The sequence below is a fragment of the Fictibacillus macauensis ZFHKF-1 genome, from assembly GCF_000269865.1.
Classification (GTDB): Bacteria; Bacillota; Bacilli; order Bacillales; family Fictibacillaceae; genus Fictibacillus_C; species Fictibacillus_C macauensis.
This window is the reverse complement of the sequence record NZ_AKKV01000027.1, coordinates 124,805-138,118: the sequence shown is the minus strand read 5'-3', so window position 1 is coordinate 138,118 and position 13,314 is coordinate 124,805. Positions and strand designations below refer to the sequence as shown.

14 protein-coding genes are annotated in these 13,314 nt (G+C 40.9%); all 14 read right to left on the bottom strand.

Going from position 1 to position 13,314, the window contains the following annotated elements; all coding sequences use genetic code 11:
* Window positions 1-38 precede the first annotated feature (38 nt).
* The 14 genes from A374_RS12475 to A374_RS12410 all read right to left on the bottom strand — a co-directional run bounded on the left by A374_RS12475 (window position 39) and on the right by A374_RS12410 (window position 13,275).
* Entirely contained in the window at window positions 39-1,748 is a 1,710-nt protein-coding gene (locus A374_RS12475; RefSeq protein WP_007202574.1) for a proline--tRNA ligase, read from the bottom strand.
* 20 nt (window positions 1,749-1,768) lie between these two features.
* Entirely contained in the window at window positions 1,769-3,040 is a 1,272-nt protein-coding gene (gene rseP / locus A374_RS12470) for an RIP metalloprotease RseP (protein WP_007202573.1), read from the bottom strand.
* 16 nt (window positions 3,041-3,056) lie between these two features.
* Window positions 3,057-4,205, bottom strand: coding sequence for a 1-deoxy-D-xylulose-5-phosphate reductoisomerase (gene dxr, locus A374_RS12465; protein WP_007202572.1), 1,149 nt, complete (start codon window positions 4,203-4,205; stop codon window positions 3,057-3,059).
* Between the two features lie 25 nt (window positions 4,206-4,230).
* On the bottom strand, window positions 4,231-5,025 hold the full coding sequence (locus A374_RS12460; protein ID WP_007202571.1) for a phosphatidate cytidylyltransferase: 795 nt from the start codon (window positions 5,023-5,025) through the stop codon (window positions 4,231-4,233).
* Window positions 5,026-5,039: 14 nt separating this feature from the next.
* Window positions 5,040-5,798 (bottom strand): undecaprenyl pyrophosphate synthase, encoded by a 759-nt coding sequence (gene uppS, locus A374_RS12455; protein WP_007202570.1) that lies wholly within the window; start codon window positions 5,796-5,798, stop codon window positions 5,040-5,042.
* 86 nt (window positions 5,799-5,884) lie between these two features.
* Window positions 5,885-6,442 carry a ribosome recycling factor gene (frr, locus tag A374_RS12450; protein ID WP_007202569.1) on the bottom strand — a complete coding sequence of 186 codons (558 nt, stop codon included), beginning with the start codon at window positions 6,440-6,442 and terminating at the stop codon, window positions 5,885-5,887.
* 2 nt (window positions 6,443-6,444) lie between these two features.
* Window positions 6,445-7,167 (bottom strand): UMP kinase, encoded by a 723-nt coding sequence (gene pyrH, locus A374_RS12445; RefSeq protein WP_007202568.1) that lies wholly within the window; start codon window positions 7,165-7,167, stop codon window positions 6,445-6,447.
* Window positions 7,168-7,256: 89 nt separating this feature from the next.
* Window positions 7,257-8,141 carry a translation elongation factor Ts gene (gene tsf, locus A374_RS12440; protein WP_007202567.1) on the bottom strand — a complete coding sequence of 295 codons (885 nt, stop codon included), beginning with the start codon at window positions 8,139-8,141 and terminating at the stop codon, window positions 7,257-7,259.
* A gap of 95 nt (window positions 8,142-8,236) precedes the next feature.
* Window positions 8,237-8,962 carry a 30S ribosomal protein S2 gene (gene rpsB / locus A374_RS12435; protein ID WP_007202566.1) on the bottom strand — a complete coding sequence of 242 codons (726 nt, stop codon included), beginning with the start codon at window positions 8,960-8,962 and terminating at the stop codon, window positions 8,237-8,239.
* A 195-nt stretch (window positions 8,963-9,157) separates the two neighbouring features.
* The gene (locus A374_RS12430) at window positions 9,158-9,505 is read right to left on the bottom strand and encodes a DUF6115 domain-containing protein (RefSeq protein WP_007202565.1); all 348 of its coding nucleotides are present in this window, start codon (window positions 9,503-9,505) and stop codon (window positions 9,158-9,160) included.
* Window positions 9,506-9,536: 31 nt separating this feature from the next.
* Complete coding sequence (locus A374_RS12425) at window positions 9,537-10,304, bottom strand: FliA/WhiG family RNA polymerase sigma factor (RefSeq protein ID WP_007202564.1); 768 nt, start codon at window positions 10,302-10,304, stop codon at window positions 9,537-9,539.
* Between the two features lie 31 nt (window positions 10,305-10,335).
* Window positions 10,336-10,821 carry a chemotaxis protein CheD gene (locus A374_RS12420; protein WP_007202563.1) on the bottom strand — a complete coding sequence of 162 codons (486 nt, stop codon included), beginning with the start codon at window positions 10,819-10,821 and terminating at the stop codon, window positions 10,336-10,338.
* Between the two features lie 80 nt (window positions 10,822-10,901).
* A complete protein-coding gene (locus A374_RS12415; protein WP_007202562.1) occupies window positions 10,902-11,372 on the bottom strand; it encodes a chemotaxis protein CheW in 471 nt (156 codons plus the stop codon).
* 13 nt (window positions 11,373-11,385) lie between these two features.
* Complete coding sequence (locus A374_RS12410) at window positions 11,386-13,275, bottom strand: chemotaxis protein CheA (RefSeq protein ID WP_007202561.1); 1,890 nt, start codon at window positions 13,273-13,275, stop codon at window positions 11,386-11,388.
* Window positions 13,276-13,314: the final 39 nt, after the last annotated feature.

The window sequence follows — 13,314 nt, the reverse complement described above, 5'->3', positions numbered from 1 at the left end:
ATGACTGTTAGTTACGTTAGTCATCCCTTGTTAAATTATTAAGCTAATGCTTTAAAATGACGTGCAAGTACTTCTGTTAACTGAGAAACAGACACTTCTTCCATCTCGCCAGTCTTGCGAATTTTCACTTCAACAATGCCTTCGCCCGCTTTCTTATCGACAGTAATTCGAACGGGAATCCCGTATAAATCAGCATCCGCAAATTTCACTCCGGCGCGTTCTTTGCGGTCATCATATAAACAATCATAACCTGCTTGTTGTAATTGTTCATACAATTGTTCACTCATTTGAGCTTGCTGATCGTCTTTGCTATTTGCAGCAATGACATGAAGATCAAATGGTGCCAGTGCGAGCGGCCAAATTAAGCCGCGCTCATCATTGTTTTCTTCAGCAACGGCTGCTAACGTACGCGATACCCCTATTCCATAGCATCCCATTGTCATTGTTTCACTTTTGCCGTTTTCATCCAGGAACGTCGCTTGTAACGGTTCACTGTATACTTTGCCAAGCTTAAAGACATGTCCTACTTCAATTCCTTTTGCAAAGACAATCGTACCTTGTCCGTCTGGAGAAGGGTCTCCTTCTTGAATAAAGCGTAAATCATCGTAACGTGAAGGAGTGAAATCTCTAGAAGGATTTACATTTATATAATGACCGCCTTCTTCATTTGCGCCTGCCACAGCATTAGCCATTACCTCTACTGCACGATCGGCGATGAGTGTAACGTCTTGTCCAAGTGCGATCGGACCAATGTTGCCTGGCTTACATTGTAAATAGCTTTCCGTTTGTTCGCTAGAAGCAAGTGTTACTTCTTTTGCCCCTAGAACATTTTTAACTTTAATATCATTTACTTCATGATCTCCTCGAACGAGAACAAGAACTGGTTTCTCATCTGCCATAAATAACACCGATTTAATGACGTTTTGTGCTTCCACTTGCAATGCTTGAGCAACCGCTTCAATCGTTTTAGCTTCACCGGTTTGAACTTTTTCTAGGTTTAGGGGTGACATAGCGCTTGCTTCATACGTAACGTGAACAGGTGCCATTTCAATGTTAGTAGCAAAGTCAGAGTCTGAAGAGTAGGCAATCGTATCTTCTCCAATTTCTGATAACACCATAAACTCATGGTTATCTTTACCACCAATTGCTCCTGAGTCAGCTAATACAGCACGGAAGTTTAGACCACAGCGTGAAAAGATGGCTTTATAGGCTTGTTTCATATCTTCATACGTTTCATCTAAACTAGCTTGGTTGCTATGAAAAGAATACGCATCTTTCATAATAAACTCACGACCTCGAAGTAAACCGAAGCGTGGACGTTTTTCATCGCGGAACTTAGTTTGGATTTGGAACACATTTAGCGGCAGTCGTTTATAAGACTTTACTTCATCTCGAAGCAAGCTTGTTACTACTTCTTCATGTGTTGGTCCAAGCGCAAACTCACGACCATTTCGGTCTTTTAGGCGCATAAGTTCTGGTCCATAATTGTACCAGCGACCAGACTCTTGCCATAGTTCAGCAAGTTGAAGCGATGGCATGAGCATTTCATTAGAGCCTGCCTTTTCCATTTCCTCTCTAACGATTGCTTCTACTTTATTTAAGACCTTTTTTCCTAATGGTAAAAAAGAATAGATTCCCGCCGCGTTTTGTCGAATATAACCTGCGCGTAATAAAAGCTGATGGCTTTTAATATCCGCATCCGCAGGCACTTCTCGTAAGGTCGGTGCGAATAACTTGCTCTGTTTCATTTCTCCACCTCAATTAATGATTAATTTTTATCTAGAAAAAATTTATGAATGTCATTCCATGTTACAACAAGCATGAGCAGCATGAGAAGAGCAAAACCGATAAAATGTACAATTCCTTCTTTTTGTGGATCAACCGGTTTTCTTCGTAATGCCTCAATGCCGAGAAAGAGTAGTCTTCCTCCATCTAAAGCAGGCAACGGTAACAGATTAAAGATTGCTAAATTGATACTAAGCGCAGCGGCCCAACGAAGCAACATCGGAATGCCACCTGCTGCCGCTTGATTCGTATATTCGTAAATTCCAACAGGACCCGATAGCTGTTTAAAGCCTTGCTTTCCTGTAATGAGCTCGCCTAAACCTTTGAAAATCATTTTAGTCATAAACCACGTTTGGTTTGCACCTTGCTTAATCGATTCTACTACAGAAAACTCCGTCGCTTCATACGCTCCGATAAAGCCTTCCTTCGTTCCCTTGCCTTCTATTTTTCGTTCACCTGGCGTAACCGGCAGCTTTAATTCTTTACCGTCACGCTCTACGTTAAACATTAGTTCTTCGCCTGGATTTTCCTTAATGATGGAGACTAATTCACTCCATTTAGAAACCTTTTGATCATTCACAGACAAGACACGATCGCCTTTTTGCAAGTGTGACTGTATCGCCGCGCCTTTTGGTGTCAAATCACCTAGCTTTGCTTCCTCGGTCGGAACACCACTAACGAGAAAGTAGCCAATCAAAATAACCACTGCAAGAATAATATTCATAAAAGGCCCTGCAAAAATAGCCAACGTACGTTGCGTTAGTGTTTTGGAACGAAATTGGCGATCATATGGAGCAATTTGCATCTCTTGATGATCCGCCACATAAATCGCTTTTGGATCAACGTTAAAAGTTAGACGTTCTCCATCTTCTGTTTCGTACCCTGTTAGCTCAAGTTTATGTTCAAGATCCGCACTTTCAATGGTAATGACTTTTTGAAGATCATACTTTTCTTTATGATTGACGACCATTTTTTGCACAGCACCCTGCTCATTGAAGATGAGTCCTACGCGATAACCAGGCTGTAGCTCGATTCCTTCTGGGTCTTCTCCAGCCATGCGAACAAATCCACCGAGAGGAAGTAGCCGAATTGTATACGTTGTTTCCCCTTTTTTAAAGGCATAAATTTTCGGTCCAAAGCCAATCGCGAATTCCCGACAAAGGATACCTGCTCGTTTCGCAAGTAATAAATGGCCGAGTTCATGAAAGAACACCAGTGCACCTAAGATGATGATAATGGCAATGACTGTATTCATAACTTTTTACCCACCTTTATGATAGTAGTGACTGAACATAACGCCTCGTTTCTTCATCCACTTTCGTAATTTCCTCTAGTGACGGTCGTTCAATCAAATCATGTGTTTCAAGTGCTTTTTCAATGAAAGCTTCTATGGCCAAAAAGGAGATCTTTCCTTCTAAGAAGAGTTGGACAGCGGCTTCATTTGCTGCATTCAAGACAGTTGTCATCGTGCCGCCTCGCTTACCTGCTTCGTATGCAAGCTTTAAACAAGTAAAGCGATCGTAATCCATTTTTGCAAAATGAAGTTGTCCATATTCCCAAAGATTTAATTTCTTAGCGCGCGGAATATGTAAACGGTCAGGGTACGTTAATGCATATTGAATCGGTACGCGCATATCTGGATTACCAAGATGGGCAATGGTACTTCCATCTACATATTCAACCATCGAATGAATAATGCTTTCTTTGTGCAAAACGACATCAATTTTTTCATAGGGCATCTGAAACAACCAGTGCGCTTCAATGACTTCTAATCCTTTGTTCATCATCGTAGCTGAATCAATGGTAATTTTCGCACCCATAGACCAGTTCGGGTGATTCAACGCTTGTTCTACTGTAACGCCTTCTAATTGTGGACGCGTGTACTCACGAAAACTACCGCCTGAAGCTGTTAAAATTAAACGCTCAACGTCTTCGCTTCGTTCACCGTTTAAACATTGAAAAATCGCTGAATGCTCACTATCTACCGGAAGTACAGCTACATTGTGTGCACGTGCCGCCTCCATAACAAGATGACCCGCTGTAACAAGTGTTTCTTTATTCGCTAGCGCAATCTGTTTTCCTGCCGCAATCGCTTGTAACGTCGGATGAAGGCCTACGCTCCCCATAACCGCATTCACGACTACATCAACAGAAGGATGCAAGGCAACTTCAATCAAGCCTTCTTGTCCGTAGACGAACGAAACCTCATTGCCAAACAACGTGCGAAGTTTAACAGCATCTTCCTTTGAAGAAACTGCTACAAGGGCGGGTTTAAATTTTCGAATGATCTCAATCCCTTTGTCAACATTCTTACCAAATGAAAGAGCTGTTAATACAAAATGCTCGGGATGAGCTTCAATGACATCTAATGTCTGTATACCAATAGAGCCTGTCGCTCCTAACAAACTAATACTTTTCATTGGACACTCCTTGTTTTCTGTTTCTCTATGAAAGCAAGTGAAGCACATGCAGCAATGGAAGCACAAATAACCAACTATCCATTCGATCTAATATACCACCATGACCTGGAAGGATATTCCCAGAATCTTTCACACCATAATGACGCTTAAATGCTGACTGTACTAAGTCACCAATTTGTCCAAATATACCAGCCATGAGTGCCATGACTAAAACGGTTAGCCATGAAAAGTGAATAAAATGAACAAAGTAGCAAACGAAGCCGACAACGAGACTGACAAAAATGCCACCTAATGCTCCTTCTATGGTTTTATTCGGACTAATAACAGGCCATAGCTTGCGTTTCCCGAAAGCTTTTCCGAAAAAATAAGCACCTGAATCTGCTCCCCAAATCATAAATAAGATAAAAAATAAAATACTTAATCCATGATCCATCATGCGTGTTTCATATACATAATAAAACCCATATCCTACATATAAGCTAGATAGCAGAACGAATCCTACACCATCAAAAGTAAATGAATTTTTTGAAGCTACCGTTACAAATAACAGTAACAATAGACCAATCATAAGGAATTCTGAAGTAGAAAGATGCAAAAAGACAACGTGTTTCCAATTTGAAGGAATGACAAAACCAATTGTTAATAAAAAGCCAATCAATCCTGGTGCAGAAAGCGCTGAAATACCTTTCATGCGGAGTAGCTCATAGACTCCAATCAGTGCAAGTGCAATAATAACAAGAGCAAATGGTAACTTTCCGTATACTGTAATTCCTATGAAAAAAGCTGCTGCAATAACGCCTGTAATAATACGCTGTTTCATAGATCCTCCTTTTATTATACACCGCCAAAGCGTCGGCCGCGATTTTGAAAGTCATAGATCGCTTGATTTAAATGTTCTCCTGAAAAATCCGGCCAATTAACATCCGTAAACCAAAACTCACTGTAGGCAAGCTGCCACAGCATAAAGTTACTTAAACGAACTTCACCGCTCGTTCGTATTAACAGGTCGGGATCTGGTAAGTGCGCTGTCATTAAGTAGCGCTGTATTAATGATTCATTAATATCAGCTGCTGAAAGCTCACCGTTTTGAACGTCCGTTGCAATGTGTTGTAAGGCGGAAGTAATTTCACTTCGACTTCCATAGTTTAAGGCAAAATTCAAAATAAGGCCTGTGTTTTCTTTCGTTTTCTCAATGGCTTCATCTACCGCCTTAACGGTATGTACTGGTAAGACTTCTTTATAGCCCATAATTTGAACTTGAACATTTTCTTCAATCAATTCCGGAAGAAAGCTACTGAGAAATTCCCCAGGTAACTTCATAAGAAAATCAACTTCATCACGCGGACGTTTCCAATTTTCGGTTGAAAACGCGTAAAGTGTTAACACTTTTACACCGAGGCGGCTTGCGTGCTTTACAATTTTCTTTACGACTTTCATTCCTTCATGATGACCCGCAATTCGAGGCAGTCCTCTTTTCCGCGCCCATCTCCCGTTTCCATCCATAATAATCGCTATATGAGCTGGTATCAATTCTTTGTTTACTTCAACTGCCGATTTATCATCTTTTTTCCAGAATGCGATTCTGTCAAGCATGGCAAAGCCCCCATTTAATCCAGACTTAACAAAAAAACCCCCTGTATAAAGAGGGCTTTTCTTATTTTATTTTACAAGGAAAGCAATTATACTTCCATAATTTCTTGTTCTTTATTTGTAGCCACTTGATCTACTTCGCTAATGTGCTTATCTGTTAGCTTTTGAACATCTTCTGTATAGCGGCGTAGTTCATCTTCGGTAATTTCACCGTCTTTTTCCGCTTTTTTCAATTCATCGTTTGCATCACGACGCACGTTACGCAAAGCAACCTTCGCTTCTTCACCGTATTTTTTAACGAGCTTTACTAGCTCTTTACGACGCTCTTCTGTTAACGCTGGAATAGCAATGCGGATGATTTGTCCATCATTCGATGTTGTTAATCCTAAATCGGATTTTTGAATGGCTTTTTCGATGTCACCAAGGACCGTTTTGTCATACGGTTGAATAACGAGTAAACGCGCTTCAGGAACCGTGATACCAGCCATTTGATTAAGTGGTGTTGCCGCACCATAATAATCTACTGTAATACGATCTAGCAGTGAAGGATTAGCACGTCCTGCACGAACAGACGTTAGTTCACGCTGAAATGCTGAAATTCCTTTTTTCATACGCTCTTGAGCATTTGCTAAAATTTCTTTTGCCATGATTATTTCCCCCTAATCGTCGTTCCGATGTCTTCGCCAAGAACAGCTCGTTTAATGTTGCCTTCTTCCATAATCGAGAAAACAACTAACGGTATATCATTATCCATACATAGTGACGATGCTGTTGTGTCCATTACAGCCAGACCATCTTTCAATAAATCGAGGTAGGAAAGACGATCATATTTAACGGCTGTCGCATCAATTGTCGGATCAGCTGAATAAACACCATCAACGTTATTTTTTGCCATTAAAATAACTTCCGCTTCAATTTCAGCGGCACGTAAGGCTGCGGTAGTATCTGTTGAGAAGTAAGGATTTCCTGTACCTGCTGCAAAAATAACCACGCGTTGTTTTTCAAGGTGACGAATTGCTTTTCTTCGAATATACGGTTCAGCTACTTGACGCATTTCGATAGAAGTCTGAACTCTCGTTTGAACCCCGATATTTTCTAGACTGTCTTGAAGCGCCAACGAGTTCATAACCGTAGCAAGCATGCCCATGTAATCAGCAGATGCGCGATCCATGCCCATTTCACTTCCGGTTTTGCCTCTCCACAGGTTTCCTCCGCCGACTACGACAGCAACCTCTACACCGAGGTCAGCAATGTCTTTTACTTGATTGGCAATCGAGTGGACAACCTCGGGGTCAATTCCGCTATCTTTACCGCCTGCAAGTGCTTCTCCGCTCAATTTTAGGACAACCCTTTTATATTTTGAAGTACTCATAATTCCCTCCGTATTCATCACCAATTGTGTAACGTTTCTTTTTTTTTTAAAAAGGGGAACACACTGTGCTCCCCGATTTGTTGTTCTACTTACTTTTTAACTTGAGACATAACTTCTTCTGCAAAGTTATCTTCGCGTTTTTCCATACCTTCGCCTACTTCATAACGAACGAATGCTTTCACAGTTCCACCTTTAGCTGCTACAAATTTACCAACTTTTTGGTCTGGATCTTTAATGAAAGATTGATCATTTAAGCAAATTTCTTCGAAGAACTTACCAAGACGACCTTCAACCATTTTTGCTACGATTTGCTCAGGTTTTCCTTCGTTAAGAGCTTGTTGCGTTAATACTTCACGCTCATGAGCTACTTCTTCTTCACCAACAGCGTCACGAGAAATGTAACGTGGGTTAACAGCTGCAACGTGCATTGCTACGTCTTTCGCAACTGCTTCGTCAGTTGTTCCTTCTACTACAGAAAGAACGCCGATGCGTCCGCCCATGTGTAGGTACGAACCAAATGCTGCATTGTCGTCTTTTTCTACTACTTGGAAACGACGAAGAGAGATTTTTTCTCCAATTTTAGCGATTGCGTTATTTAAGTATTCGTTAACTGTAACGCCTTCACCTTCAATTTTTGTTTCAAGTGCTTCTTCAACAGTTGCTACATTCACTGATAATAAGTGTTTGCCAATAACATCAATAAGTGAAATGAAGTTTTCGTTTTTTGCAACGAAGTCTGTTTCAGAGTTTACTTCAAGAATAACTGCTTTGTTTCCGTCTACAATTACAGAAGTAAGACCTTCTGCAGCAATACGGTCTGCTTTTTTCGCAGCTTTCGCAATTCCTTTTTCACGTAGGAAATCGATTGCTTTTTCCATATCACCATTCGTTTCTGTAAGTGCTTTTTTGCAATCCATCATACCTGCGCCTGTTTTTTCACGCAATTCTTTTACCATTTGAGCTGTAACTGCCATTGTAATTCCTCCTTTGATTTATGTAGCCATTGTGTGCTCATGAAAAAAGGGTGACAAAGGGTATATCCCCTCCATCACCCTTCTGTTTATATTGCTTATGCAGATGTTTCTTCGTCGTTTTTCACTTCTTGCTCTTCTCCGCCTTGGTTAGCTTCGATAATAGCATCAGCCATTTTACCAGTAAGAAGTTTAACTGCACGAATTGCATCATCGTTACCAGGGATCACGTGATCAACTTCGTCAGGATCACAGTTAGTATCCACGATCGCGATAATCGGAATGTTCAACTTGCGAGCTTCCGCTACAGCGATACGCTCTTTACGTGGGTCTACGATGAACAATGCATCAGGAAGACCATTCATGTCTTTAATACCGCCTAAGAATTTTTCAAGACGATCCATTTCCTTCTTAAGAATGATAACTTCTTTCTTAGGAAGAACATCGAATGTTCCATCTTCTTGCATTCTTTCAAGCTCTTTAAGACGGTTAATACGCTTGCGGATTGTTCCGAAGTTTGTAAGTGTTCCACCTAACCAACGTTGGTTGATGAAATACATGCCAGAACGTTCTGCTTCTTCTTTAACAGAGTCTTGTGCTTGTTTTTTTGTTCCAACGAAAAGAATTTTTCCACCGTTTCCAGCGATTTCTCTCATTACGTTGTAACATTCTTCAACTTTTTTAACTGTTTTTTGAAGATCGATGATGTAAATGCCGTTACGCTCTGTGAAGATGTAACGAGACATTTTTGGATTCCAGCGACGAGTCTGATGACCGAAGTGTACGCCGGCTTCCAATAGTTGTTTCATTGAAATGACTGCCATAATGGCACCTCCTGATGGTTTTTGTTTTCCTCCGCCTGCGTCTTCTTTAGCCGAAACTACATTTCTGTAGCACCGTCAGCTAAATCTACAGACGTGTGTGATTAACACCGAAAATAAATATACCATACATCTACAACAAGTAGCAAGAAAAAATATAATTGGTGAAAAAATGATGGATCTCTACATGCTTTTTTTCTAAGTTTGTGCCACTTTAAGTAAAAAGGCCACCTCGCCTTCGCCCTTTTGTAACAGTTGAGCGATTTCTAAAGCAGTATGCCCCTTTTTTGCCAAATGTAATACTTGTTCTTCGTATGATTTTTTAGGCGTTTCTACAAAATCGACGTCTGATGGACGGATCAGTGTTTTTAACGCGTCATTTTGATCTTTCATTTCTTCTATATAAAGAGCTAATAGTTCTTCCATTTCTTGTTTTACATGCACGTTATCGTTCACAACCGTATTGGTGATCGATTGCTTTTGCCATAATAAAATCAAGCAATATAAACAAATAAGATGCAAAATCCCGCTTAGGACAAGCCACATACAGACCTTCTCCTTTTTTTCTTTTCATGCATCATACGTATTTTTTTAAGACTTGACGCAAGCGAAATAGCGCTTTTGAATGAATTTGTGAAATGCGGGACGTGGATAAACTTAGCACACGACCTATTTCTGTAAAAGTAAGCTCTTCATAATAAAACAAGCTAACAACGAGTTGTTCTTTTTCCGTTAAGGTCATAATCATGTCGGCCAGTTCGGCATGAAGTTCTTTTTGAACCATTTCCGTTTCAGGAGCAATTGATTTTTTATCCTCAATTGTAAAAGAAGACTTATCTTTACTTTCTCCTTCTTTATTCTCTTCATCAATTGAAAGAATGTTAGCAAAGAAGCTTTCTGTTAAGATGGTGGTGACTTCATCTTCTGAAAAACCTGTTTCTTCAGCAACTTCCTCGGCCGTTACTGTACGTAAATTTTGTTGTTCTAACTGCTCTATCGCCGCTTCAATTCGTTTTGATTTTTCACGAAGGGAGCGTGGCAACCAATCTTCTTTGCGTAGACCATCGAGAATCGCTCCGCGAATACGAAAGGAAGCATATGTATCAAATTTCAAATCTCTAGACACTTCAAATTTTTCTAATGCATCAAGCAAACCATGCATTCCTAAACTTTTCAGCTCATCACGACTTATATTTTTAGGAAGACCCGAGGCAATTCGTTGGACATGGTATTGCACAAGGGGCATATAAAAGCGCAATAACGCATCGCCCGCTTCTGGATCTCGCTCTGTTAACCATTTATTCCATGTTGCTTGTTCTTTTTTAATTGAAGTAGAAGATATCATCCTACTCCCTCCTTTATCCGATAGCGCCGCTTTACAGTACGGTCGCTCCTTGATCTATCGTTTTTATAAACAGCTTTCCTGTTGCAGGTTGAAAAGCAATCGTACGACCATGATGACCTCCCGTATCTTCTGCCACAAGAGGAATCTTTAGCTTTTGAAGCTCTTTTTTTAAGGCCTCGACATTTCGCGGACCGATTCGCATATGATCTTGAGACGTAAACTGAAACATCTCTGCCCCACCTGCCATTTTTGCTTGCAGGCGCGACAATGTTGCACGTTGATCACAAAGCTGTTCAACGAGCGCTACAACGGCTGTATTTGCATATTTTCCTACTAATGTCGTTTGCCGAGAAGCGAGCGCAGCATGCGGTAACATAACATGCGCCATGCCCGCAATTTGCTGTGATAAATCATAAAGAACAATGCCCACACATGAGCCCAGTCCCATTGTTTGCACACAATGAGGCGACGTTACGATCGCCATTTCAGCCATTCCGATATTGATTGTATTAGACATCACGTGTGAACCTCATAAACATACGAGCAGCTTCGTTATTTCTGACCCGCGCTTCTCTAGATCCATTAGTAGCGCTCTGTTTAGGAGTAAGAAAAATCTGCATCATGAAGGGCATGTAACTCCTCCTGATTTAATACTTCTTCAAGATTTAATAAAACGAGCAAACGCTCCTCCCATTTAGCGACACCCGATAAATACTTGGCTGCCACCCCAGAGATCAGCTCAGGTGGTGCCACAATCTCTCGCAGTGGAAGGTCTATCACATCGTTCGCTGCATCCACAACAAGACCCACTTCTAACTCTTGGACAGAAACGATAATAATCCGCGTTTCATCTGTTACTTCGTTTTTTTCAAACAGAAATCGTTCACGTAAATCGATCACAGGTGTGACAACACCTCGTAAGTTGATGACTCCTTTAACAAAAGCCGGCGTTCTCGGAACGCGTGTAATAGGCAGCATGCGTTCAATCGAGCGTACCTGCTCAACATTTACGCCGTACTCTTCATTTCTTAATAAAAAAACGATAATTTTCATTTCATTTTCACTCATTGTAGACCTCCTCTTATTTCATTAATGAATTGGCGTCTAGAACGAGCGCCACTTGCCCATCTCCTAAGATTGTAGCTCCCGATATGGCAAATACACCGGATAAATAGTGACCCAATGACTTTAAGACAATTTCTTTTTGACCGATAAAAAAGTCAACAACAACACCAATCAATGAAGCACCTTTTTTTAGGATGACAACGAAAGAGCGTTGTGCAATCTTTTTTTGTAGGGATGAAGGTGAGAGAATATCTGTTAAGAAGAGCAACGGAATGATGGTTCCTCGATAATCCATCACTCGCTTATGATGAATACTGCGAATATCTTGATGCTCAATGAAGGCCGTCTCAATAACCGATGATAGTGGAATCGCATAAATTTGCTCATCAGAAACAACAAGCAGTGCGGAAAGGATGGAAAGCGTTAACGGTAGCTGAATAAAAAAATGCGTTCCTTCTCCTTGTTTGGAAACAAGTGACACAGCGCCTCCAAGCGATTCAATTTTCGATTTCACTGCGTCTAAACCAACCCCTCTTCCCGATACGTCAGAAACAACTTCTGCCGTTGAGAATCCTGGTGAAAATAATAATTGTGCAATTTCTTGCTCTGTCATGTCATCAGCGACTTTTTGGGTGACAATTCCTCGCTCAACAGCTCGTTTCGACACATGATCGTACCGCACACCCCCGCCATCATCTTTAATCTCAATAAAGACGTGATTGCCGCTATGATAGGCTTTTAAAGAAATGGTTCCATGCTCTTTTTTTCCTTGTTGTTGCCTAATGTGAGGTAATTCAATGCCATGATCCATGCTATTTCTTAATAAGTGAACGAGTGAATCGCCCAACTCATCAATGACCGTTCGATCCAACTCTGTACTTTCACCCTCTATCGTTAATTGCACTTTTTTCCCTAAATCTTTCGCTAAACTTCGAATCATTCTCGGAAAGCGATTAAAAACTTGCTCGATAGGTACCATCCGCATCGTTAGCACGATATCTTGCAAATCAGAGGAAATACGTGACATCCGTTCTACTGTTTCTTGTAACTCCACATGCTCTACATCAAGCGCAATTTTCTCAAGTCGGCCTCGATCAATAACAAGTTCTTCAAATAAATTCATTAAATGATCCAAGCGTTCCATGCTCACTCGAATTGTTTTAGTAGGGCTTGTTTTATCTCCTTTTTTCGGCGTTCCGTCACTTTGGGAATGCGGATGGACAACCATCGCCTTTATTTCAGAAATACTGTTTAGTCTGTTCTTAATCTCACTTTCTTTCTGCTTTGTACGATAAAGAAACGAGAGATCCTTCTCTTGAAATCGTCCTCCCATTGCTTCAAGAGGTGGATTCGCTTCAACAATGTACCCATCCTCTTCTAACGCCTGGACAATCATGTAAGCACGCACCGCTTTTAACGCACAATCATCACTTAAGGATACGCGCACGTCATATAACGTTTCTCCCTCACCTCGTTGAGAATCTGCGTGCTGAATGTTTACACTTTTTCTCAACGTTTCTTGAGGTTGAGCGGTTGCAATCTCTTCTAACATTGCGACAATTCCGGAAATATCGTGCGGGTTTTCGTGCCCTTCCTCTATGGAGCTGATCATATCTTCTAAAACATCACATGCAGTCAATAAACCATCTACTACTTCTTGTGACACGTCTAGCGCTTGGTTTAAAAGTGCATCTAAAATATTTTCTAGCGCATGTGTTAACGCGGTTAAATGTTCAAAGCCCATGGAAGCCGCCATTCCTTTTAGCGTGTGAGCTGAACGGAAAATTTCCTTAATAGTCTCCAAATCTTCAGGATTTTTCTCTAACAGCAATAGCTGATTATTTAGCCGTTGCACATGTTCCTTACTTTCTTCAATAAAAAGTGCTAAGTAAGCTTCATTTTCCACATTTACAGACTCCTCTCCCAAAAGCCTTCTTTCCCATTG

Coding starts and splice junctions, on each gene's coding strand:
- A374_RS12475 (WP_007202574.1), bottom strand. CDS start 1,748: ATGAAACAGAGCAAGTTATTCGCACCGACCTTACGAGAAGTGCCTGCG.
- rseP (WP_007202573.1), bottom strand. CDS start 3,040: ATGAATACAGTCATTGCCATTATCATCATCTTAGGTGCACTGGTGTTC.
- dxr (WP_007202572.1), bottom strand. CDS start 4,205: ATGAAAAGTATTAGTTTGTTAGGAGCGACAGGCTCTATTGGTATACAG.
- A374_RS12460 (WP_007202571.1), bottom strand. CDS start 5,025: ATGAAACAGCGTATTATTACAGGCGTTATTGCAGCAGCTTTTTTCATA.
- uppS (WP_007202570.1), bottom strand. CDS start 5,798: ATGCTTGACAGAATCGCATTCTGGAAAAAAGATGATAAATCGGCAGTT.
- frr (WP_007202569.1), bottom strand. CDS start 6,442: ATGGCAAAAGAAATTTTAGCAAATGCTCAAGAGCGTATGAAAAAAGGA.
- pyrH (WP_007202568.1), bottom strand. CDS start 7,167: ATGAGTACTTCAAAATATAAAAGGGTTGTCCTAAAATTGAGCGGAGAA.
- tsf (WP_007202567.1), bottom strand. CDS start 8,141: ATGGCAGTTACAGCTCAAATGGTAAAAGAATTGCGTGAAAAAACAGGC.
- rpsB (WP_007202566.1), bottom strand. CDS start 8,962: ATGGCAGTCATTTCAATGAAACAACTATTGGAAGCCGGCGTACACTTC.
- A374_RS12430 (WP_007202565.1), bottom strand. CDS start 9,505: ATGTGGCTTGTCCTAAGCGGGATTTTGCATCTTATTTGTTTATATTGC.
- A374_RS12425 (WP_007202564.1), bottom strand. CDS start 10,304: ATGATATCTTCTACTTCAATTAAAAAAGAACAAGCAACATGGAATAAA.
- A374_RS12420 (WP_007202563.1), bottom strand. CDS start 10,821: ATGTCTAATACAATCAATATCGGAATGGCTGAAATGGCGATCGTAACG.
- A374_RS12415 (WP_007202562.1), bottom strand. CDS start 11,372: ATGAGTGAAAATGAAATGAAAATTATCGTTTTTTTATTAAGAAATGAA.